Source organism: Leadbetterella byssophila DSM 17132 (genome assembly GCF_000166395.1).
GTDB classification, from domain to species: domain Bacteria; phylum Bacteroidota; class Bacteroidia; order Cytophagales; family Spirosomataceae; genus Leadbetterella; species Leadbetterella byssophila.
In genome coordinates this window covers 3,192,603-3,213,057 of the sequence record NC_014655.1, presented here as the reverse complement: position 1 = coordinate 3,213,057, position 20,455 = coordinate 3,192,603, and the positions used below count along the sequence as shown (strand labels likewise).

The following is a 20,455-nucleotide window of genomic DNA, read 5'->3' as shown; positions in this document are numbered from 1 at the left end:
GATAAGAAAAATATAAAATAAGCAGCACAGGGCATCGGGCACGATAAGCCCTGTCTGGACAAATATTAACGTTTAGAGAACTGGAATCTCTTACGAGCTTTAGCTCTACCGTATTTCTTACGTTCCACCATTCTGGAGTCACGAGTAAGGAATCCTTCTTTCTTCAATGGAGGACGGTTAGCTGCATCTACTTCGCAAAGTGCTCTAGAGATAGCCATACGTACTGCTTCCGCTTGGCCTGAAATACCGCCACCGCGAACATTAACTTTTACATCAAATTTACCGTCCCCGTTTACCAAACCGAAAGGTTGGTTAAGGATGATTTGAAGCACCTCTGTAGGGAAATAATCAGATGATTTACGGCCGTTTACCGTCATCTCGCCTTTACCTGGAGTCAAGTAAATACGGGCAACAGCTGTTTTTCTTCTACCTACGGTATTGATTACCTGCATGTTATATTAAAAATTTTTAACGTTCTAAATAATTAAAGTTCTACTGTAGTAGGATTTTGTGCTTGGTGAGGATGCTCAGATCCAGCATATACATATAAATTTCTGTATAGCTTGCTACCTAATCTGTTTTTAGGAAGCATACCTTTGATAGCCATTTCCACTACTTTTCTACCGTCTTTGGCAAACAATTCCTTAGGAGTAGCAAAACGCTGTCCACCTGGATGTCCTGTATGACGAGTATACACTTTATCAGTAAGTTTTTTGCCCGTCAAACGTACTTTTTCAGCGTTAATCACAATCACGTTATCTCCGCAATCTACGTTCGGAGTATAGTTAGTCTTATTTTTTCCAGTCAAAATGTTAACCACTTGGCTAGAAAAACGACCCAATATCTGGTTACTAGCATCTACTACTACCCAGTTTTTTTCTACTGTTTGACGATTTGCAGAAATCGTCTTATAACTCAGTTGATCCACGTTTACTAATTTTTTACGTTTAGTTAATTTATCTTTGAAAACTTCCCCTTCAGGCATCACCCAATTAGCCTTTCCGGATGGTCTTCGACTCTCAAATTACAAGGTGCTAATTCTAAGCACTTAAAGTCCGTCGGAATCCAGACTTTTCATGTAATCAACATATGCATGGAGACGCGGGCAGCATTTCCACACGGTCTTTGGGGCTGCAAAGTTAAGAATATTTTATTCTCTGCCAAAAATTTTGGAGAAATAAATACCTAGTTTTTAGAGGAATGCGTAGGATTAAGAATATCGCTCAAATTTATCCCAATTTGGTGGACGCTTCTCCAAGAAAGCATCTCTTCCCTCTTGAGCTTCCTCTGTCATGTAACCTAGCCGGGTAGCTTCTCCGGCAAATATCTGCTGACCTACTAGTCCATCATCTACCAGATTGAACGCAAATTTCAGCATACGAATGGCCATAGGACTCTTCTTCAGAATCTCCTGAGCCCACTCAAAAGCTGTGCTTTCTAATTCTTCATGAGGAATAACGGCATTCACCATTCCCATCTCATAGGCCTCTTGAGCAGAGTAACTCTTTCCCAAAAAAAAGATTTCTCTGGCTCTTTTTTGTCCTATTTGTCTGGCTAAGTACGCGGATCCATATCCCGCATCATAGCTGGCTACATCCGCATCCGTCTGTTTAAAGATGGCATGTTCTTTACTTGCCAAAGTCAAATCACACACTACGTGCAGACTATGTCCACCTCCTACAGCCCAACCTGGCACCACCGCTATCACCGGCTTGGTCATAAAGCGGATCAGACGCTGAACCTCCAAAATATTCAGTCTATCCCTACCGTCTTCCGCTCTATAGCCTCCTTTCCTCCTGGCGTTTTGGTCGCCACCTGAACAAAAGGCCCATACTCCGTCTTTTGGAGAAGGTCCTTCTCCCGAAAGTAAGACCACACCTACCTTTGGATCATGCGCTGCATCTTCAAATGCATCATAGAGTTCAAAGGTGGTTTTGGGGCGGAAAGCATTTCTGATCTCCGGGCGGTTAATGGCGATTCTTGCCACACCTTGGCATTTTCTATACGTAATATCTTCGTATTCTTTGGCAGTAACCCAAGCTATCTCTTTCATTTCAATATTCCTTTTATTAATAAAGCCCAACCCACAATCATGGCTACGCCGCCAATAGGAGTAATGGCACCTAATATCTTGATGCCTGTACCGCAAAGCAGGAATAAGCTACCTGAAAAGATTAATATCCCGATGATAAACGACCAGCCTGCAGCAGTCAAATCCGGAAATTCCTTTTGAAGTATACCGGTCAATATCAAGGCAAATCCATGGTAAAACATATATTTCACTGCAGTTTCATAGGTTTCAGTCCTTCCTGAACCTGCTAAAAAATCTTTCAATGCATGGGCACCGAAGGCTCCTAAAGCTACACCCAGCATTCCTGCTATAGCTCCGGCCACTAAAAAGGTTTTATTCATATTTTTTTTTAATTTCTTGATCCAAAGATCGTACTACCTATTCTAACCATATTACTCCCCTCTTCTACTGCAATCTTCCAATCGCCACTCATACCCATGGATAAGATTTTTAGACCCGGCTCATATTGCTTTGCCTCTTCAAAGATCTCTGCCATATGCTTAAACTCCCTCCTGGTCTGATCCGCATCCTCTGTAAAAGTTCCCATACCCATGAGGCCTTCCACTTTGACATTTGGAAAGGTTTGAAGCGTGCCGGATTGTAGGATTTCTTTCAATTCTTCTATATCAAATCCTGTCTTACTCTCTTCTTCAGCTATATGCGCTTGCAGCAAAACAGAGATGATCCTTCCTTTGGAAGCGCCTTGCTTCTGAATTTCCTTTAATAATTTGAGGCTGTCTACAGAATGTATCAGATGCACAAATGGAGCGATGTACTTTACTTTATTCGTCTGTAGGTGTCCAATAAAATGCCAGCGAACGTCTTTCGGCAATGCACTTTCCTTTTCTACTAGCTCCTGCACATAATTCTCCCCGAAATCCCTTTGCCCACAAGCATAAGCCTCCTCAAGATCAGCAACCGGTTTAAATTTTGATACGGCTATAAGATCTACGGAGGGCGGAATTTCTTGTCGTAAAGCCCTCAACCTATCCGAGATACTCATTTTCCCAATATACTTTTAAGATCAGCGGAGGAGTAGTGTACGTTTTTTAAAGTTTTTCTATCTCCCACCCTATATACAAGGTATAAGTCTCCATCTTGTTCAATAAAACTCTCCGTACCTTTAGCCTTGTAATGTGCTACTGTCTCTTCAGCTTCGGCTAAGGTTTTGCAAGCTTTGCTCATGTTAGAGCGCTGAACCTCATCAAAAAGCGTCTTAAACTTTTCTCCCAATCCAAATTCAAGAACGGCACCGGATAATACGTATTGGAGATCACATAAGGCATCTGCCACTTCTACAATATCCTTATTTCTTATAGCTTCTTCCAGTTCTTTTAATTCTTCTGCCAAGAGAGCCACCCTTAAGTTGCAGCGTTCTTCCGCCGGAATGATAGGATTTTTCTCAATAGGATGATGAAAAGTTCTGTGAAAATCAGCAACCTGGTTAAGGCAGTCAAGTTTTTCCATTTAATATGATTTAAATATGTATTAAAAATATGACCATAAAATAAATAATCGCTCTAGGAATGTTGCAAAGTTCTTATGGATTAAATATTTTTGCTCAAATTCTGGTTGTAAAAAATTACTAATTTCTAAAAATTATGAACAAAATTACTAAACTTTTAGCTATTGTCGCATTAGCTGCTAGTACCACACTTTGGTCTTGTAAAGGTGACACTGGTGAAGTTGGACCAAAAGGTGAGACTGGTGCACAAGGTCCTCAAGGTCCACAAGGTCCTACTGGCCCTCAAGGTCCTGCTGGCCCCCAAGGTCCGCAAGGTGAGAAAGGCGAAGATGGAAACGCTAATGTACAGAGATTATCTTTCACTGTTAAACCTAGTGACTTCAAAGATAAAGAGATTTCAGGCGTAGGAACAGGTGCTACCAGCACTTGGGGTGTAGCGGAACTAAAAGATGACGCTATTACAACTGAGAAATATGCTGTAGTATTCGTAAAAACAAACAACGGTACTCTACAAGCTCTTCCAACTACTTATTCTATTGACATGAGTGGTGCTTACGAGCGTCTTAACTATGCATACAAAGCAGGTGTAGTAGAGGTACAATATCGTTTAGACACTCAATTATTCGGAGTAACTGCGATCACTAAGCCTAACTTTGATCTTGACTTTGATGTTGTTTTGACCACTAAGACTATCGGTGCTGCTATGGAAAAAGCTCGTATCGACCTTAGAAACTATGACGCTGTGATGAACTTCATCAACGCTCAATAAGTCGCGAACATACATTTTTATAGAAGACGCCCTGTTCAGACGAGCAGGGCGTTTATATTTGTATAAAGTTTAAGAAAATGTCTATAGAGGTTAGGAACTTAAAAAAGGTATACGGTACTCAAGCTGCAGTAAACGGCATTTCTTTCTCCATCAAGACCGGAGAGATCATCGGCTTCCTAGGCCCAAATGGAGCAGGAAAATCAACCACCATGAAGATGATCACCGGACTCTTCTCCCCTACGGAAGGAGAAATTCTAATAAATGGAGAGCGTTTTCATCCTGACCGACTTGACCTCAAAAGGGATATAGGTTATCTTCCTGAAAACAATCCTCTATACCTCGACATGTACGTCAAAGAGTATTTACTCTTCGCGGGATCTTTGAATGGAATTAATAAAAAGGAATTAGATAGAGCCGTAGAAAGTATCATAGAGAAAGTAGGTCTCAGCCCTGAAAGACACAAAAAGATTGAACAACTTTCTAAAGGGTATAGACAAAGAGTAGGATTAGCTCAAGCTTTACTCCATGACCCAAAGATCTTAATTCTTGATGAGCCTACTACCGGTTTAGACCCTAACCAGTTAGTGGAGATCCGAGGTCTTATCCGTGAAGTAGGGAAAGACAAAACCATCCTTTTAAGCACACATATCATGCAGGAAGCAGAAGCCGTGTGCGACCGTGTGATCATCATCAATAAAGGGGAGATAGTGGGCAGAATAGATGAACTAAAAAGCGGAAAAGATAGTTTAGAAAAGACATTTAGAGCACTAACCCAATCCTAATCATGGAAATATTTGTAGGAAGCATACCTTTTAAATTCAAGGAGAAAGATTTGATAGACATTTTCTCTCCTTACGGCGAAGTGCTCAATGCAAAAATCGTCATCAACACCTTCACTCGTCAAAACAAAGGATTCGGTTTTGTAGAAATGAAGGATAGAGAAGCGGGATTGAAAGCAATTAAAGCACTAGATGGATCTGATCAGATGGGAAGAGCTATTGTGGTGGCGGAAGCACAAAAAAATAAAGAATCCAAGCGCAAGAAATGAAGTTTGAAAATTACCGCATACTACCGGAAATCAAGAGGGCAATAGCCGACCTGGGCTATAAAAAACCAACCGATATTCAGTATAAAGTCCTACCAAAAGTTTTGGCTGGGGAAGATATCATGGGGATAGCTCAGACAGGTACCGGAAAAACTGCGGCATTTGCCATACCTGTACTTCACCTTTTGGCATCCGAAAAGAAGTCTAAAAGCTTGAGATGCTTGGTCATGGTACCTACTCATGAATTGGCGCAACAAATAGCGGATGTTTTTAAATCTTTAGCTAAGAACACCCGATTAAAAATCATGGCCCTGTACGGAAGCACTGACCAGGAGCCTCAAATCAAAGCTTTGCAAAAAGGAGTAGATGTACTGGTCACTACACCCGGAAGGATGTTTGACCTCCAAGCTCAAGGCCATTTATCCTTAGAAGATATCAAATTCCTAATTCTGGATGAGGCAGACAGAATGCTAGACTTAGGATTCTATCAAGACATCATTGACGTCAAGAAAAGAATACCTAAACGCCATCAAACCCTTTTCTTTTCTGCCACTTTAGACGAGAAGATCAAAAAACTGGCCTACTCCACCGTCAAGAACGCTATCAGGATACAGATATCACCGGATGATCCGGTTTCTAAAAACATAGATCATTCCGTAGTTATGGTGAGTATGGAGGACAAGCGTTTCTTTTTGGAAAGAATGATTACGGAAAATCCTCAACAAAAGATTATCGTTTTTGTCAGAACAAAGGTGAGAGCAGAGAGAGTGGCAGCAGCCATGGCGCGTGTGAATATAAAGACCGTCACTTTGCATAGTGATAAATCGCACATAGAACGAAAAGCCGCGCTAGAGTCCTTTAAGAAGGGAGAAACCTGGGTACTTATTGCTACAGATGTTAGTGCTAGAGGTGTGGATATTCCCCTAGTAGAATATGTGATCAATTATGATTTGCCTGATGTTGCAGAAAACTATGTGCACCGAATAGGTAGAACGGGACGAGGAACACAAAAGGGCAAAGCGGTGTCTTTTTGTAGCGATGAAGAATTACCTTTACTGGAAAGTATAGAAGATTATTTGGGGTACACTATAGCATCCCAGACCTTATCAGAGTTGGAATATCAGGAAACCTTGATCTTCTCTAATGAGTCTTCCAGGACCTTTAAAGATGTCATGAAGGAAATTGCTGATTTTGAATCAAATACAAAAAAACGCAAAAAAAAGTAGGGAAAATGCTTGCGTGGCACGAAAAATACCTGCATTTTTGCAAACCTTTTCACGGGAGCATAGCTCAGCTGGTTCAGAGCATCTGCCTTACAAGCAGAGGGTCAGGGGTTCGAATCCCTTTGCTCCCACAACTTTCCCACTTGGGAATTTTACTTACATACTCTAGGGAGCATAGCTCAGCTGGTTCAGAGCATCTGCCTTACAAGCAGAGGGTCAGGGGTTCGAATCCCTTTGCTCCCACATTTTAGCCCAAACATCTTAGGATTTTTGGGCTTTTTACTTTTTTACCATGGCAAAGCAATATTCTCCTTGGAAGGCGGTGATTTTAAGAATCCTGGGGGTTCTTTTCCTCTTTAGTGTATCCCGTCTATTTTTCTACTTTTTGAATACAGATATCTTCGGAAAATTAGATTTTGAGGAATGGTTTTGGGTGATAGCCGGGGGCGTTAGATTTGACATCGTTGCCACGCTCTATATAAACTTACTATTTATCCTCCTGACCTTATTGCCTACCGGAAGGTTTTCATGGTCGCAGAAAATCGCCGATGTCCTGTTCATAGTTCCAAACGCCATAGGACTCCTTCTGAACTGCATAGACACTGCCTATTATACCTTCAATCTAAAGAGAATCACCTGGACTTCCCTAGGAGAACTTCAAGGGTTCAATAATGCTTCTGACTTGCTCTTAAGCTTTCTGGTGAGATACTGGTATGTTTGGGCAGCTTGGCTCATTCTTTGTTTTGGATTAGTATTACTAAAAAGAAATATAAGAGTTAAATCCACTACCTATAATGCCCATACTTACGTGGATGTCTTTATCCTAATGTTCTTTATATGCATGTTTGGATTTAGGGGAAACCTACGTTATTCTACCCGTCCGCTTGGCTTGAATGATGCCGGGAAATACGTAAAATCTCCCCAAAATGTAGCATTGGTTTACAGCACTCCATTCAGTATCTTCAGAACTATGAGGGAGAAAAAGCTAGATAGGTACTCCTACTTCGAACAGGAAGAGGAGATGAAAAAGTTGTATGATCCTGAACAAAAATCAAAAGGTGAAGGTGAGTTCAAGCCTTTAAATGTGGTGATCTTGGTTTTGGAAAGTTTTAGTGAGGAAGCTTCATCCATTTCCAATACGGACCCAGGCACTAACAAGTTTATGCCATTTGTAGACTCTTTGAGAAGAAAATCCTTCTATACAGAATATAGCTTCGCCAATGGAAAAAAATCCATAGAAGCCCTTCCGGCCATTTGGGGAAGTATTCCTAGTTATACGCAACCTTACGTCCTATCCAAATATTCATCTAATAAGATCTATGGCTTACCCCACATCTTAAAGGAAAAGGGATATCACACCTCCTTTTTTCATGGGGCGCCAAATGGCTCTATGGGATTCCAATCCTTTACCAACTTAATGGGCATTGAACACTATTACGGGAAGGATGAATTTGGAGACAACTCCCAATTTGACGGCATCTGGGGGATCTGGGATCAACCCTTCTTAGCGTATTATGGAAAGATGCTAAAAACCTTCCCACAGCCCTTCTTTAGTACCATTTTCACCGTAAGTTCTCATGATCCTTTTAAAGTACCTAAAGAAGCAGAAGACAAATACCCTGCAGGACCTCACCCCATTTTCAAAGCATTTTCTTACAGTGATGACGGAGTAAGAAAATTCTTTGCCTCCATAAAAAATGAACCATGGTTCAATAACACCTTATTTGTCATCACAGCTGACCATACCTCACCTAAGTGTGATTTACCGGAATTTAAGAACAGTGTAGGGGTATTTAGAATTCCCATCTTCTTCTATTTACCGGGATCTGATTTGAGCAGAAAGTCAGATAGAATCTTCCAGCAAACAGATATCATGCCTACCGTTCTACAAATTTTAAATTATCAGGAACCTTATATTACCTTCGGTAAAAACTTGCTGGCAGATGATTCTCCTGATTTTGCCGTTAATAAGTATGAGAACTACCAGTACATTTCTGGAGATTATATTCTTAAATTAGATGCAGAGAACAAAGCAGTAGAATTATATAAGTTCAAGACGGACAAGCTTCTAAAAAACAACCTTATCCAGACTGAAAGAAACAAAGCGGAAGAATTGGAAAGGAATTTCAAAGCCTACATCCAACAATTCCAAAACCGAATGATCGACGATAGATTTACATATGAAAGACCATAGAGCCGGATTTATAAGCATAGTGGGTAAGCCCAATGTAGGAAAGTCTACATTGATGAACCAGTTAGTAGGAGAAAAGCTCTCCATCATCACATCTAAGGCACAAACCACACGTCATAGAATCATGGGAATTGTGAACGGAGAGACTCCGGAATTTGATTTCCAAATGGTCTACAGTGATACACCGGGTATCATTAAACCGGTTTACGAATTACACAAGTCCATGATGGAGTTTGTACATGGATCCATAGAAGATGGGGATGTCATACTCTTTGTAACTGATATTTATGAAAAATACGATGAGGAGGATGTGATTGAGCGCTTGAAAAACGCCACTAGTCCCATTATTCTGATCATCAATAAAATTGATTTAGCTAAGCCGGAAGACATAGAAGAAAAGATTCAACACTGGAAAGCTGTATTTCAGCCAACTGAAATCTTAACCTTATCTGCTCTCCAAGGGGAGGGAGTTCCTCAATTGATGGATAGAATTCTTCATTACCTCCCGGTTCATCCGCCTTACTTCCCGAAAGATGAATTGACAGATAAGCCGGAAAGGTTCTTTGCTGCAGAAATGATAAGGGAAAAGATCTTTTTAAATTATAAAAAGGAGGTGCCTTACAGTTGCGAAGTAGTCATAACGGCATTTAAAGAGTCAGATGATTTGATTCGAATTTCCAGTGAAATCTATGTGGAAAGATCCACGCAAAGGGCTATTCTCCTAGGACATAAAGGAGAAAGAATAAAGAAAGTGGGTATTGAGGCAAGAGAGGAGATGGAGAAGTTCTTTGGAAAAAAAGTATTTTTAGAACAATATATTAAAGTTGAACCCGACTGGAGGCAGCAAAAGATTAAACTACAAGGATTTGGATACTAATCTACTTTATATATTAGAGAACGATACCGTCAGATTAGAGCCCTTAAGTGAGGAGCACTTTGAGGCACTGCTACCTTTTTCTTTAAACGAGCCTGAAATTTGGACCTACTCCTTGATCAGTGCTGCGGGTGAGCATAACCTAAGAAACTACTTTACACAAGCCATAGAAGCTCGAAAATCCGGACAAGCCTACCCTTTCGTCGTCTTTGATAAGACTAAAAAAGTATACGCAGGCACTACCAGATTCTATGAGATCAATAGTGCACATAAAACCCTTAGCTTAGGGTATACCTGGTATGGAAAAGCGCATCAAGGCACGAAAGTGAATAAAGCCTGTAAGTTTTTATTGCTTCAATTTGCCTTTGAAGAATTAAAGATGGAAAGGGTAGAATTTAGAGCAGACAGTAAAAATTCCAGAAGCATCTCAGCGTTACAATCCATAGGAGGAGTTTTAGAAGGTGTATTGAGAAATAATGGTTGCTCTTCTAGTGGAGAAAGGAGAGATTCAGTAGTTTTAAGTATTATTAAGTCGGAGTGGCAAGAGCAAGTCAAAGCTATGCTTCAAGCGAAATTGGTTTAGAAAATAATTCAAATGATGAACATACAGTCAAATAGCACAAAAGAGGAGGTTTTCCAGGAAGTACAAAACTTTCTAAACCAGGAAAACTTCAAGGTAGTGAGCCAGGACAACACTCGTCCTTGGGGAGGATTCTTTGTGATAGATGAGTCTCAGGCGCCAGAATTCATAGCCCGCTTCTTCTCACATTTGTCTTTAGAGGACTTTGCGGGATTTGAGAAACTAAGTCCAAAAATATTGATAGTAGGCCCTAATAAGCGCCTTTCCTGGCAGTACCATCACAGAAGGGCTGAGATTTGGAAATTGATCCATGGTGTAGCCGGAGTGGCAGTATCTCCTACTGACGAAGAAACTCCTCCAATTCCTCTGATCACCGGTCAAGTGGTGCATTTAAAGTGCGGGGAAAGACATCGTCTCCTAGGCACTAATGGCTGGGGGATTGTTGCAGAGATTTGGCAACACACAGATAAAAACAACCCTTCAGACGAAGAGGATATCGTGAGGGTTCAAGATGACTTTGGAAGATAAGCCTGGTTTCACAGGCTTATCTTAATTTACTATTTCTATATCCGTATAATCCGTAAATCACCATTCCTATCACTAGCCAGATCAAAAACATGGTCCAGTTGCTAGTCCCTAATTCCGCCATCAAATAAAGGTTCACAAGGATTCCAATCACAGGGAATAAGGAGAAATTATAACGGAAGGCTAATATGCCAAGAACCGCCCAAGTCAACCAGAAAATTCCGTATAGTGGATGAACCTTAAAATTCAGATACTCTGGGCCAACTTGCGTATACACTATATAAAGTCCTACAGCCAGTAAAGGTAAGATCAAGAATTTTCCATTGATGTAAGGCACCCTAAATTTCGCTTGTTGACTTAATCCGGTGTGATCCATATAAAGAATACCTCCACAAACCAGGATAAAAGCGAACAGGGTTCCCACAGCCGTCAGGTCAATCACAAATTCCATATTGAGGAACATGGCGGGAACGGCTACTAGTACTCCTGTCACTATAGTAGAAAACCACGGAGTCTTATATTTGGGATGAATATCGCCAAAAACCTTGGGTAATAGACCGTCTCTACTCATCACCATCCAAATCCTTGGCTGAGCGACTTGAAAAGCTAAAAGGGCACTACTGATGGCTATAACGGCTGAAACAGAAATCACTCCGGCCATCCAATTCATTCCAATTTTTTCAAACACAAAAGCCAGGGGATCATTTACACCTAATTCCTTATAATTCACCATACCTGTAAGTACTAATGTGATTAGCACATACAATACAGTAGTAACGATCAAGGCATATATCATGGCTCTAGGTAAATCCCTTTGAGGGTTTTTAGTCTCCTCAGCCGTAGTAGAAATGGCATCAAAACCAATGAATGAAAAGAAAACCGCTGCCACACTCAACATGACGCCCTGCGTACCATTAGGTGCAAAAGGAGTCCAGTTTGCTGTATCCACATAGAAAACGCCGCCAAGAATCACAAATATGACAATACCTAACTTGATATATACCAATAGATTTGACACATTTCTGGATTCTTTTATCCCAATATAAATCAACCATGTGATCAGGACTGTAATGATAGCTGCCGGTAAGTTCATCAACACCTTTATGCCACCGATCACAGGCGCACTTTCATAAACTTTCGCTAATTGAAGAGTATGACTAGGTAATTCTGCTAAAGTTCCGGCAGTACTAGCAGCTAATACGTCATCAAAAGCCTTTCCTGCAGTGAAAGCATCAATAGCTAGCCATCTTGGCCAATGAATTCGGAACACATTTTCCAGCATGGTAACGAAATACTCTGACCAGGATATCGCAACAACGATATTGGATACCGCATATTCCAGAACTAAGGCCCAACCAATAATCCAGGCAAACACCTCTCCAAATGTCACGTATGCATACGTATAAGCACTACCACTGACTGGAACGGTAGAAGCAAACTGGGCGTAACTTAGTGCAGTAAATACACAAGCGATAGCCACAAAAATGAACAGAAGGGAAACGGCAGGACCACCGGCAAAAGTAGCCTTTCCAATAGTACTAAAGATTCCTGCACCTACTATCGCTGCAAGACCAAAAAAGGTTAAGTCCTTAACGGACAAGACCCTTTCCAAACTTGGTCCGTGACTCTCATCTGAAGCATCTTGTACAGCCTGTTCTATATTCTTTCTTTGAAATAAAGGATTTCCCATGCAATAATATTAGGGTTGATCAAGTAATATCCTGTAAAAGTAATTAAGATTCTTGCGGCATACAATAGGAAATAAGGTTTAATATTCTTGTAGCCAACTTTACTTTGGTATCCCTTTACCTCTAAAAGTAAACATGTTACTTAGGAAAAACTAGAAGATTACATTAGGAGAAAATAGATAATATTTCTTTCACAAAAATCAGATCTTTATTAATTCATATCTGAACTCAACTTTATGATAAGGATGCTTGAAATTCTGGACATAAAGACCTCAGATAGTAAGGATAACTAACAGATTTTCCGTAGAAAATCCGTAATTTTGCGAAAAATTACGTAAACAAATCGATGTCAAAAAAAATCTCGTCAGCACTTATCTCCGTTTTTTATAAAGACGGGTTAGATAAAATCGTTAAACTGCTTCATGAGAATGGAGTTCAACTGTATTCTACGGGAGGAACACAGACTTTCATTGAAAACTTAGGAATTCCGGTAACTGCAGTAGAGGATTTAACTGCTTACCCTTCAATCTTTGGTGGAAGAGTAAAAACCCTCCATCCAAAAATCTTTGGTGGAATATTGCACCGTAGAGGTTTAGAAGAAGACGTAGCCACTGCTGCTCATTACGAGATTCCGGCTATCGATTTAGTAATTGTAGACCTTTATCCTTTTGAAGAAACGGTAGCTTCAGGCGCGAGTGAAGAGGATATCATAGAGAAAATTGACATTGGTGGAATCTCTTTGATTAGAGGAGCTGCTAAGAACTACGAGGACGTACTCATTGTATCTTCAAGAGATCAATATGATGAAGTGTACGAAATCTTATCTGCTAAAAACGGTTCTACCGATCTTGAAGACAGAAAACGTTTTGCAAAATTAGCATTCGCTACCAGCTCCCATTATGATTCAGCCATTCATGCATATTTTGCAGGGTTTGAAGGTGGTGGCAACTTCCGTGCAGGTAAAATCACTCCCCTTCGTTACGGAGAAAACCCTCATCAAAGTGCTAGATTCTATGGTGATCTTGATAAAATGTTTACGCAGTTGCATGGAAAAGAGCTTTCTTACAACAACCTAATGGACGTTGATGCTTGCGTACGCTTAATAGATGAATTTGAAGATTTAACCTATGTGATCGTTAAACATAACAATGCCTGTGGAGTAGCTTCTGCCTCCACTCCGGTGCAAGCGTACTTGAATGCATTGTCATGTGATCCGGTATCCGCATTTGGCGGTGTTATTATAACGAATGGAAAAGTTGACAAAGCCACGGCGGAGGAATTACATCAATTGTTCTTCGAAATCTTAATAGCTCCTGAATTTGATGAGGATGCATTAACGATCTTAAAACAGAAGAAGGATAGAAGACTTTTGGTCAGAAAACCTGTTACACTTTCAAAGAGCCAATACCGAACTCTTTTAAATGGAGTATTGGAACAGGATAAAGACCTATCCACTGAAAAAGCAGGTCAGTTTAAAGTAGTTACGAACGTTGCACCTACAGAGGAGCAGAACAAAGCCTTGGAATTTGCACTCAAGATATGCAAGCACTTGAAATCTAACAATGTGGTGCTCGCTAAGGATGGCCAATTGCTTGCCTCTGGTGTAGGACAAACCTCAAGAGTAGATGCGTTGAAACAAGCCATAGACAAAGCTAAAGAATTTGGTTTTGATTTAAATGGCGCGGTGATGGCTTCTGAAGCCTTCTTCCCATTCCCTGACTGCGTGGAAATAGCTCATAAAGCAGGTATTCAAGCAGTGGTACAACCGGGAGGATCCATTAAGGATCAATTATCTATAGATTATTGTAACCAAAGCGGCATCGCGATGGTGATGACGGGAATTCGTCATTTCTTGCACTAAGAGTATGATGTACATGAAACGCGCCCTTGAATTGGCCGCATTAGGCAGAGAATGGGTTAGTCCTAATCCTATGGTAGGATGCGTGATTGTGCATAATGATAAAATTATTGGCGAAGGCTTTCACAGAAAATACGGTCAGCCACACGCCGAAGTAAATGCGGTAGATTCTGTAGAAGACAAAAGTCTACTTTCGGAATCTACCGTTTATGTTACCTTGGAGCCTTGTGCTCATTTTGGTAAAACTCCTCCCTGCGCCGAACTACTGATCAAACACAAGGTCAAAAAGGTGGTGGTTTGCAATCTAGATCCCTTCCCACAAGTGGCCGGCAAAGGAATTACTATGCTTAAGAATGCCGGTATAGATGTGGAAGTAGGATTGCTCCAGGAAGAAGGTGAAGAGCTTAATAAAAGATTCTTCAAAAGACATAGAACCGGTCTTCCCTATGTCATCTTGAAATGGGCGGAAAGTAAAGATGGATTTATAAGTGCCGAAGGAGGGAAACCGATAAAGATTTCCCATCCCATCACAGACATACAAGTGCACAGGTGGAGGGCAGAAGAAGACGCAATTTTGATTGGAAAAAATACTGCAGATCTAGATAACCCTCAATTAAACGTCAGGTACTGGACAGAAGATAAACAACCCAAGCCTATCATTTTGGGTCAACCCACACGACAGGATCTTCGTGCAAAAGGCGCAAAAATTTTTCCAAACGGAAAGAATTTGACTGAAATATTACGCCAACTGGCACAAGACGGAATTCAAAGCATCTTAGTGGAAGGGGGAACAAAAATCCATACCTCCTTTATAGAAGAAGGCCTCTTTGACGAGATCAGAGTAATTCAGGGCGATATAGAAATTCTTAATGGAGTTAAGGCACCACAACTCCCTGATGGTCTGATATTAACCGATCATCATACCTATAGGAACGATCATATAAAAGTTTATCGTTCTATTCCAACCCTTTCCTAATTTTAGGAGTCTATATAATACCCTTCCCTTAAAGGGGATCACCCTGGTATGTACGATGAGAATGAACTGATACAAGCCTGCATGAGAGGAGAACGTTTAGCTCAGAAGCGACTTTATGATAAGTTCGCAGGAAAACTCTATGCCATTTCTCTTCGCTACATGAAATCGCAAGATGAAGCGGGTGATGTACTACAAGAAGCATTTATAAAAATATTTCATCGACTGGATTCCTTCAGATTTGACTGTCCTTTAGAGGTTTGGATGAGGAGAATAGTAATAAATACGGCACTTACGGCCATTAGTCGGAGAAAAATCAACTATCAATTAGAAGAATTTGAGTATCATGGTGCAGACGAGAACTTAGGACTTGAAAACCTGGCCTATGAATCCCTGATGAAGTGGATAAATGCTTTACCGGACGGTTGTAGGACGGTATTCAACTTATACGCTATTGAAGGTTATAAACATACGGAGATAGCAGAAATGCTTGGAATATCTGAGGGTACATCTAAATCTCAATTTTCCAGAGCACGGAGTATTTTAATGGAAAAAATTGAATTAGAAAACAGCAAACTGCAAGATAGATGAATAAGTCATTTGAGGATCAATGGAAAGATGCATTAGGAGATGCATCCCAGACTCCACCTCCAGACATTTGGAATAGGATAGAGGCAGAGTTAGACAGCAAGAGGAGAGGATTTATCCTATGGAGAAACCCTAGATTATTATCCGGGGCAGCTGCTGCTATACTTATTGTACTAAGTACCTTGTATTTCACTCAACAGTCGCCTGAAATAGCGCAGGTACCTAAGGATGTACAGAGGATTGTAGAAGAAAAGTACGCTTCAGAGAACTTAAGCGAAAATGAAGCCGGAAGTATTTCACTGGCTCTACAAAGTGCGCCGCTTCAAAGGACTTTGGCTCAAAACTATAACTCTTCAAACGTTATTGCGGAAGATGATGTATATACAGTTGAACGGGCGGTAAACACTTCAGCTCCTGTAGAATATTCCTCTATTCCAGCAGAAAAACTAAGTAGTAAGGGCGTTAACATATCTTCCAGAGATTACTATTTACCAAATGTTCATGTAGATAGGGATTTGAAAGAGCAAAAGAGAAACAGAAAAGGAGGCTGGTTTAACCTCTCTGCACAAAATGCGCCATTCCAACCCAACTTCAATGCTCCTGGCTTACAGCAAGCAGCATTGAGCGCAGCTATGAATTCTAATCCTTTGGTAATCTACGACAAAACCAGTCTGGTACCGGGCGAAAATGCTGCCATGACTTCAAACAGAAATGATATTCAAGATGAATTTGATCCGGGCAAATCATTCACTGTAGGTGTAGGTGTGGGTAAAAAGTTAGGAAAAAAATGGGGTATTGAAAGCGGCCTAAGATATACACATGCTACTGCTATAAACAAAAGTAATGTGTATGCATTTGACAAGAATACAGGGAAGTCAGATAGCTTCTCCTTCAATAATTACGTCACTGACAAACCTACAGATTCTGAGATCCTGATTTCTGTAGACTCTAAATCAAGACACTCCTACCACTTCTTAGCGGTACCAGTATTGATGAGCTATGACGTTGTGCAATTGGGCAACTTTAGAATGCAGGCCGTAGCTGGTGTAAGTACAGAATTCTTTCTTAAGGGCAGCGTAAAAAATGCAAATTCAGAGAAGGATTTTGATTCATCAAATTCTAAGTTCAAGCCAGTAAACTTAGCCGGAGTTGCCGGACTACGTCTAAGCTATCCTGTGACAACTAATTTGGACTTACAACTTGGAGGTCAATATCAGCACTATTTAACTTCAGGATTAGAAAATTCCGGTGGTGCTACCTTCCGTCCAAGTATGTTGGGTATTCAGTTAGGTTTACAAGTGAGAAGGTAATTAACCTTCCACTTTGAAAAGATAACCTACTCCTTTAAGGGTGATGATCTCTACGCCTGAATCATTCTTGAAATAATCTCTCAAACGAGTGATATAAACGTCAAGATTTCTGGAATTAAAGTAGGAATCATCGTTCCAAACCCTCATGAGAATATCTTTTCTTAGCACCTTTTGATTGACATTTTCAGCCAGAACCTTTAGTAATTCTGACTCTCGAAATGAGAGTTTGATAGGCTCTTTTAAGGAAGAAACTAGCTCTTGTTTAGTGGGGTAAAATGTAAAAGTACTTAAGGAAACTGCATCAGAAACCTCCTTCTTTTTACCTACAAGATTCTTGAGATTTTGAATTCGAACGATCAGCTCTTCCATACTGAAGGGTTTCTTGAGGTAATCATTGCCTCCTGAACCAAAACCTTTTAATACATCCTCCACCTGGCTCTTGGCGGTCAAGAAGAGTATGGGAACCATAGGATCTATAACTCTAATCTCTTCAGCTATTTCAAATCCATTTTTGTGAGGCAGCATTATGTCTAATACGCACACTTCAGGATTAAACTTCCGAAACTCAGTAATAGCATGAGCTCCGTCCGTAACCATACTGATTTCAAAGCCTCTACTTTCCAGAGTTTCCTTAACTATCTTCCCCAGGAATATCTCATCCTCTACATATAAGATCTTCATAATTTCCGCTTGAAAGTCAAAATGAAAGTTGTTCCATTATTTCCACTTTCCAAGTTAACCAAACCATGATGGAGATCCATAATGTGACGCACATAATTTAGGCCTAAACCATATCCTTTAACGTTATGGTGATCACCTGAAGGAACTCTAAAGAATTTGTCAAAAACCTGAGATTGATACTCCTTAGGTATACCTATACCATTATCCTTTACCTTAACAGTTATAGAATGGATATCTGACTCAAGTGTAACTTTAACTTCTGGGTCCTTTGCAGAATACTTCAGTGCGTTATCAAAAAGGTTATTCAAAATGCTATTCAACTGGACCTCATCTGCTTCCATTTCAAAGTCTCCTCCACGAACATCCAAGGTTATCAAACCATTCTTTTGCTGGAATCGAGGCAGCCAAGACCTCACCGCATCTTGACACACACTTTCCATATCTAAATTCACAGGATAAAGTTTGACAGACTGTTTCTCCAACAGGGACGTCTTGAGAATATTGTCTACCATTAGGGACAGTCGGTTTACTTCATTTTGAGAGATCTCCAAATATTCCTTTGTAGTTTGAGGATTAGCATGTGCGCCAAATTGCTGTAAAGCCTCCAATGCAACACTCAAAGTAGCTAACGGCGTTTTCAATTCGTGTGTAATATTACTGATCAAATCATTCTTCAATGTATTCAGTTTCTCCTGCTTTCTTAAACTTCTATAAATCAACGAAAAGGCGAGAAGAGTAACTAAAAGAAGAAATAATGAGAATAATAAGTTCTTTTTCAACTTACCCATAAGATAATGGTTCAGATCTTCTGGATAAGCTTTAAATATAACGGTAGGAATTAAAGAAAATGAGGTTATACTTTCAGGATTTAATACATGTACTCCATTAATAACCACAGAATCACTTGCGCTCATTAACCTCCTCTGCATCTGAGAGTAGCTTCTCAAATTTCTCCTAAAACCTGATTCAGAGGTATCTGTAGGTATAGAATCTTTTTTTATGGTAAAATGGAGGGAATACCCCATTTCCTCAGCCCTCCGCTTGAATTTCTTTTCCACAGAATCCAAAGGAGCACTTTGAAAGGAGAATCTTCTTCTACCTTGAACCTCGATCTTTGGTGGTTCTTCCTGAATATGCAGAGACATGCGGGGGAGTTGGGCTATAACTCGCTTTAATCTATTTAAGGTGTCTTCTTGATTTCTTGTCTTAAGCATTAATTTGATAACCCCAGAATCACTCATAAGAGTAGCATCTGAACTATCTTTAGCGGTGAATACCATCACTCTTTCTGCGGAAAAATCAATAGAATCCGGATAGTTAGAAGGAGGAAAAGCACTTGCTCTTGTGGACTTTCGGCCTATCACCGTCACCACATTGGAAGCATCCTTTTTAGCTAGGGCGCTTCTACCTCCAAAAATCGAAGTAACCACACCGCCACTATTGGAAGCATCCTTTTTAGCTAGGGCGCTTCTACCGTCCACGATCACCTCATTTGAATTTTTTTTCTTTACAATTGATTTTTTGCCTACTGAGGTTACGGTCTTCGTATTCTCTTTTTTTTCATCAGAACGGGCAAATAATTCCCTTGCTAACATTTTAGAAACCAAAGAGTCTTCTATAGTGCGCACCGTCTCTTTAAAAAGCAGGTCCGTATTACTATAAAAAGCTCTTTTATGCTCCTTATATTCACTTCTCAACCAAAACCATTGAGAGGTAGCCAGTAAAAGTACACTGGCTACCATCAATAATAAGGCTGTGGTATTTTGCTTCATATTATTCACCTCCCGGTCTACCCATGATCACCATTCCGCCACCTCCAGGTCCGCCCCTGAAGTTTTTCATTTGCTCCGCCATATGTTCTTTCTTCAGCTTTTCCAATTGCTCAGGAGTCATCTTCTTACCTTTCGAATTAATCTTTAGGTCATCAGAAGAAACTGATTTCTGCTCCACATTAGTTGCCACATATGTAGTCACACCATTGTTGATATCTAAAGCTAAAATCATCCCCGGAAGTCCTGAATATTTATCCGGACCGGCACTGCTAGGAATAGCATCTGTAAACCAGGCGGTCAATTCATTAACTATAACCGTATCTTTAACCACCATCTTTCCATCTTCACTTGGAACCGGCATGGTTCTTTGTTCAGATTCGGTGGCTGTTGCCATCATACACTCATATCCTAAAATAGGTCTAGTTTGTGTAGGATCCACTTTCCAGCGAATCTCTGTAGTCTTACCACTTACCTGGAAAGGTTGCTGTGCATACTCTTCGAATTTCTTGAAAGTTTTATCTGCATCATTGAAGTATAACTCATCTTTAGGCAAACGTCTAGAGAAGGTTCTACGTTCTCCATTGATCACCACAGACGCTTCACCTGGGTCTTGATTTGGATCTACTTTGAAAGCTCTTTCCTGATCTTTAACAAACATATTGAAGATGGTAGGTCTCATAGTCATATTCCCCATCTGAGAACGCATCCTGCTAGCATTTGGATTATTTGCAAAGTTCTTAGAAGGATCAAACGTTCTACTGTACTTCACCACACCTTCAAAATTCTGTCCGAAGGCAGTTGTGGCTAAAAGCATTAATAATAAACTGAACTTTTTCATTTTT

22 protein-coding genes and 2 tRNA genes are annotated in these 20,455 nt (G+C 40.3%); 14 read left to right on the top strand and 10 right to left on the bottom strand.

Annotated features, from left to right (window positions below; genetic code table 11):
* Positions 1–65 precede the first annotated feature (65 nt).
* The 6 genes from rpsI to LBYS_RS14235 form a co-directional block, all read right to left on the bottom strand.
* A complete protein-coding gene (gene rpsI / locus LBYS_RS14260; protein WP_013409547.1) occupies positions 66–452 on the bottom strand; it encodes a 30S ribosomal protein S9 in 387 nt (128 codons plus the stop codon).
* A gap of 32 nt (positions 453–484) precedes the next feature.
* Positions 485–928: a 50S ribosomal protein L13 gene (gene rplM / locus LBYS_RS14255; protein WP_013409546.1), complete on the bottom strand. Its 444-nt coding sequence runs from the start codon at positions 926–928 to the stop codon at positions 485–487.
* A gap of 282 nt (positions 929–1,210) precedes the next feature.
* A complete protein-coding gene (locus tag LBYS_RS14250) occupies positions 1,211–2,053 on the bottom strand; it encodes a 1,4-dihydroxy-2-naphthoyl-CoA synthase (protein ID WP_013409545.1) in 843 nt (280 codons plus the stop codon).
* Positions 2,050–2,412, bottom strand: coding sequence for a DUF423 domain-containing protein (locus LBYS_RS14245; protein WP_013409544.1), 363 nt, complete (start codon positions 2,410–2,412; stop codon positions 2,050–2,052). The genes LBYS_RS14250 and LBYS_RS14245 overlap by 4 nt, the downstream gene beginning before the upstream one ends.
* 8 nt (positions 2,413–2,420) lie before the next feature.
* Positions 2,421–3,074 carry a YggS family pyridoxal phosphate-dependent enzyme gene (locus LBYS_RS14240; protein ID WP_013409543.1) on the bottom strand — a complete coding sequence of 218 codons (654 nt, stop codon included), beginning with the start codon at positions 3,072–3,074 and terminating at the stop codon, positions 2,421–2,423.
* Entirely contained in the window at positions 3,071–3,538 is a 468-nt protein-coding gene (locus LBYS_RS14235) for a pyrophosphohydrolase domain-containing protein (protein ID WP_013409542.1), read from the bottom strand. The genes LBYS_RS14240 and LBYS_RS14235 overlap by 4 nt, the downstream gene beginning before the upstream one ends.
* 134 nt (positions 3,539–3,672) lie before the next feature.
* Here LBYS_RS14235 and LBYS_RS19790 point away from each other — a divergent pair, with 134 nt between their 5' ends.
* The 10 genes from LBYS_RS19790 (at position 3,673) to LBYS_RS14185 (ending at position 10,746) form a co-directional block, all read left to right on the top strand.
* Complete coding sequence (locus LBYS_RS19790) at positions 3,673–4,305, top strand: collagen-like triple helix repeat-containing protein (protein WP_013409541.1); 633 nt, start codon at positions 3,673–3,675, stop codon at positions 4,303–4,305.
* A 77-nt stretch (positions 4,306–4,382) separates the two neighbouring features.
* On the top strand, positions 4,383–5,087 hold the full coding sequence (locus tag LBYS_RS14225; RefSeq protein WP_013409540.1) for an ATP-binding cassette domain-containing protein: 705 nt from the start codon (positions 4,383–4,385) through the stop codon (positions 5,085–5,087).
* Positions 5,088–5,089: 2 nt separating this feature from the next.
* Positions 5,090–5,353, top strand: a complete 264-nt coding sequence (locus LBYS_RS14220) for an RNA recognition motif domain-containing protein (RefSeq protein WP_013409539.1) — start codon at positions 5,090–5,092, stop codon at positions 5,351–5,353.
* A complete protein-coding gene (locus LBYS_RS14215) occupies positions 5,350–6,576 on the top strand; it encodes a DEAD/DEAH box helicase (RefSeq protein WP_013409538.1) in 1,227 nt (408 codons plus the stop codon). Before LBYS_RS14220 ends, LBYS_RS14215 begins: the two co-directional genes overlap by 4 nt.
* 53 nt (positions 6,577–6,629) lie before the next feature.
* Positions 6,630–6,704, top strand: a tRNA-Val gene (locus LBYS_RS14210).
* Positions 6,705–6,741: 37 nt separating this feature from the next.
* Positions 6,742–6,816 (top strand) — tRNA-Val (locus tag LBYS_RS14205).
* A gap of 49 nt (positions 6,817–6,865) precedes the next feature.
* Positions 6,866–8,767, top strand: a complete 1,902-nt coding sequence (locus tag LBYS_RS14200) for an LTA synthase family protein (protein WP_013409537.1) — start codon at positions 6,866–6,868, stop codon at positions 8,765–8,767.
* Entirely contained in the window at positions 8,754–9,641 is an 888-nt protein-coding gene (gene era / locus LBYS_RS14195; protein ID WP_013409536.1) for a GTPase Era, read from the top strand. Before LBYS_RS14200 ends, era begins: the two co-directional genes overlap by 14 nt.
* Positions 9,631–10,221 (top strand): GNAT family N-acetyltransferase, encoded by a 591-nt coding sequence (locus LBYS_RS14190; protein ID WP_013409535.1) that lies wholly within the window; start codon positions 9,631–9,633, stop codon positions 10,219–10,221. The genes era and LBYS_RS14190 overlap by 11 nt, the downstream gene beginning before the upstream one ends.
* Positions 10,222–10,233: 12 nt before the next feature.
* A complete protein-coding gene (locus LBYS_RS14185; protein WP_013409534.1) occupies positions 10,234–10,746 on the top strand; it encodes a cupin domain-containing protein in 513 nt (170 codons plus the stop codon).
* Between the two features lie 16 nt (positions 10,747–10,762).
* On the opposite strand, the gene LBYS_RS14180 is transcribed toward LBYS_RS14185, so the two are convergent.
* Complete coding sequence (locus tag LBYS_RS14180) at positions 10,763–12,433, bottom strand: APC family permease (protein WP_013409533.1); 1,671 nt, start codon at positions 12,431–12,433, stop codon at positions 10,763–10,765.
* A 344-nt stretch (positions 12,434–12,777) separates the two neighbouring features.
* Between LBYS_RS14180 and purH the strand changes: the two genes are divergently transcribed.
* From purH to LBYS_RS14160, 4 genes are read left to right on the top strand one after another with little or no spacing between them, the layout of a single operon-like run.
* Entirely contained in the window at positions 12,778–14,292 is a 1,515-nt protein-coding gene (gene purH, locus LBYS_RS14175; protein ID WP_013409532.1) for a bifunctional phosphoribosylaminoimidazolecarboxamide formyltransferase/IMP cyclohydrolase, read from the top strand.
* Positions 14,293–14,305: 13 nt separating this feature from the next.
* Positions 14,306–15,265, top strand: a complete 960-nt coding sequence (gene ribD, locus LBYS_RS14170; protein ID WP_148225830.1) for a bifunctional diaminohydroxyphosphoribosylaminopyrimidine deaminase/5-amino-6-(5-phosphoribosylamino)uracil reductase RibD — start codon at positions 14,306–14,308, stop codon at positions 15,263–15,265.
* Positions 15,266–15,313: 48 nt separating this feature from the next.
* Positions 15,314–15,853 (top strand): RNA polymerase sigma factor, encoded by a 540-nt coding sequence (locus LBYS_RS14165; protein WP_013409530.1) that lies wholly within the window; start codon positions 15,314–15,316, stop codon positions 15,851–15,853.
* Positions 15,850–17,160 (top strand): outer membrane beta-barrel protein, encoded by a 1,311-nt coding sequence (locus LBYS_RS14160; protein WP_013409529.1) that lies wholly within the window; start codon positions 15,850–15,852, stop codon positions 17,158–17,160. Before LBYS_RS14165 ends, LBYS_RS14160 begins: the two co-directional genes overlap by 4 nt.
* Here LBYS_RS14160 and LBYS_RS14155 read toward each other — a convergent pair whose 3' ends face one another.
* The 3 genes from LBYS_RS14155 to LBYS_RS18415 are packed head-to-tail and all read right to left on the bottom strand — an operon-like array spanning position 17,161 to position 20,451.
* The gene (locus tag LBYS_RS14155) at positions 17,161–17,841 is read right to left on the bottom strand and encodes a response regulator transcription factor (RefSeq protein ID WP_013409528.1); all 681 of its coding nucleotides are present in this window, start codon (positions 17,839–17,841) and stop codon (positions 17,161–17,163) included.
* Positions 17,838–19,613: a sensor histidine kinase gene (locus tag LBYS_RS18420; protein ID WP_013409527.1), complete on the bottom strand. Its 1,776-nt coding sequence runs from the start codon at positions 19,611–19,613 to the stop codon at positions 17,838–17,840. The genes LBYS_RS14155 and LBYS_RS18420 overlap by 4 nt, the downstream gene beginning before the upstream one ends.
* A 1-nt stretch (position 19,614) precedes the next feature.
* Positions 19,615–20,451, bottom strand: coding sequence for a GLPGLI family protein (locus LBYS_RS18415; protein WP_013409526.1), 837 nt, complete (start codon positions 20,449–20,451; stop codon positions 19,615–19,617).
* Positions 20,452–20,455: the final 4 nt, after the last annotated feature.

Excerpts from the sequence above, each read along its gene's own strand:
- rpsI (WP_013409547.1), bottom strand. The coding sequence starts at position 452 with ATGCAGGTAATCAATACCGTAGGTAGAAGAAAAACAGCTGTTGCCCGT.
- LBYS_RS14250 (WP_013409545.1), bottom strand. The coding sequence starts at position 2,053 with ATGAAAGAGATAGCTTGGGTTACTGCCAAAGAATACGAAGATATTACG.
- LBYS_RS14245 (WP_013409544.1), bottom strand. The coding sequence starts at position 2,412 with ATGAATAAAACCTTTTTAGTGGCCGGAGCTATAGCAGGAATGCTGGGT.
- LBYS_RS14240 (WP_013409543.1), bottom strand. The coding sequence starts at position 3,074 with ATGAGTATCTCGGATAGGTTGAGGGCTTTACGACAAGAAATTCCGCCC.
- LBYS_RS14235 (WP_013409542.1), bottom strand. The coding sequence starts at position 3,538 with ATGGAAAAACTTGACTGCCTTAACCAGGTTGCTGATTTTCACAGAACT.
- LBYS_RS19790 (WP_013409541.1), top strand. The coding sequence starts at position 3,673 with ATGAACAAAATTACTAAACTTTTAGCTATTGTCGCATTAGCTGCTAGT.
- LBYS_RS14225 (WP_013409540.1), top strand. The coding sequence starts at position 4,383 with ATGTCTATAGAGGTTAGGAACTTAAAAAAGGTATACGGTACTCAAGCT.
- LBYS_RS14220 (WP_013409539.1), top strand. The coding sequence starts at position 5,090 with ATGGAAATATTTGTAGGAAGCATACCTTTTAAATTCAAGGAGAAAGAT.
- LBYS_RS14215 (WP_013409538.1), top strand. The coding sequence starts at position 5,350 with ATGAAGTTTGAAAATTACCGCATACTACCGGAAATCAAGAGGGCAATA.
- LBYS_RS14200 (WP_013409537.1), top strand. The coding sequence starts at position 6,866 with ATGGCAAAGCAATATTCTCCTTGGAAGGCGGTGATTTTAAGAATCCTG.
- era (WP_013409536.1), top strand. The coding sequence starts at position 8,754 with ATGAAAGACCATAGAGCCGGATTTATAAGCATAGTGGGTAAGCCCAAT.
- LBYS_RS14185 (WP_013409534.1), top strand. The coding sequence starts at position 10,234 with ATGATGAACATACAGTCAAATAGCACAAAAGAGGAGGTTTTCCAGGAA.
- LBYS_RS14180 (WP_013409533.1), bottom strand. The coding sequence starts at position 12,433 with ATGGGAAATCCTTTATTTCAAAGAAAGAATATAGAACAGGCTGTACAA.
- purH (WP_013409532.1), top strand. The coding sequence starts at position 12,778 with ATGTCAAAAAAAATCTCGTCAGCACTTATCTCCGTTTTTTATAAAGAC.
- ribD (WP_148225830.1), top strand. The coding sequence starts at position 14,306 with ATGAAACGCGCCCTTGAATTGGCCGCATTAGGCAGAGAATGGGTTAGT.
- LBYS_RS14165 (WP_013409530.1), top strand. The coding sequence starts at position 15,314 with ATGTACGATGAGAATGAACTGATACAAGCCTGCATGAGAGGAGAACGT.
- LBYS_RS14160 (WP_013409529.1), top strand. The coding sequence starts at position 15,850 with ATGAATAAGTCATTTGAGGATCAATGGAAAGATGCATTAGGAGATGCA.
- LBYS_RS14155 (WP_013409528.1), bottom strand. The coding sequence starts at position 17,841 with ATGAAGATCTTATATGTAGAGGATGAGATATTCCTGGGGAAGATAGTT.
- LBYS_RS18420 (WP_013409527.1), bottom strand. The coding sequence starts at position 19,613 with ATGAAGCAAAATACCACAGCCTTATTATTGATGGTAGCCAGTGTACTT.
- LBYS_RS18415 (WP_013409526.1), bottom strand. The coding sequence starts at position 20,451 with ATGAAAAAGTTCAGTTTATTATTAATGCTTTTAGCCACAACTGCCTTC.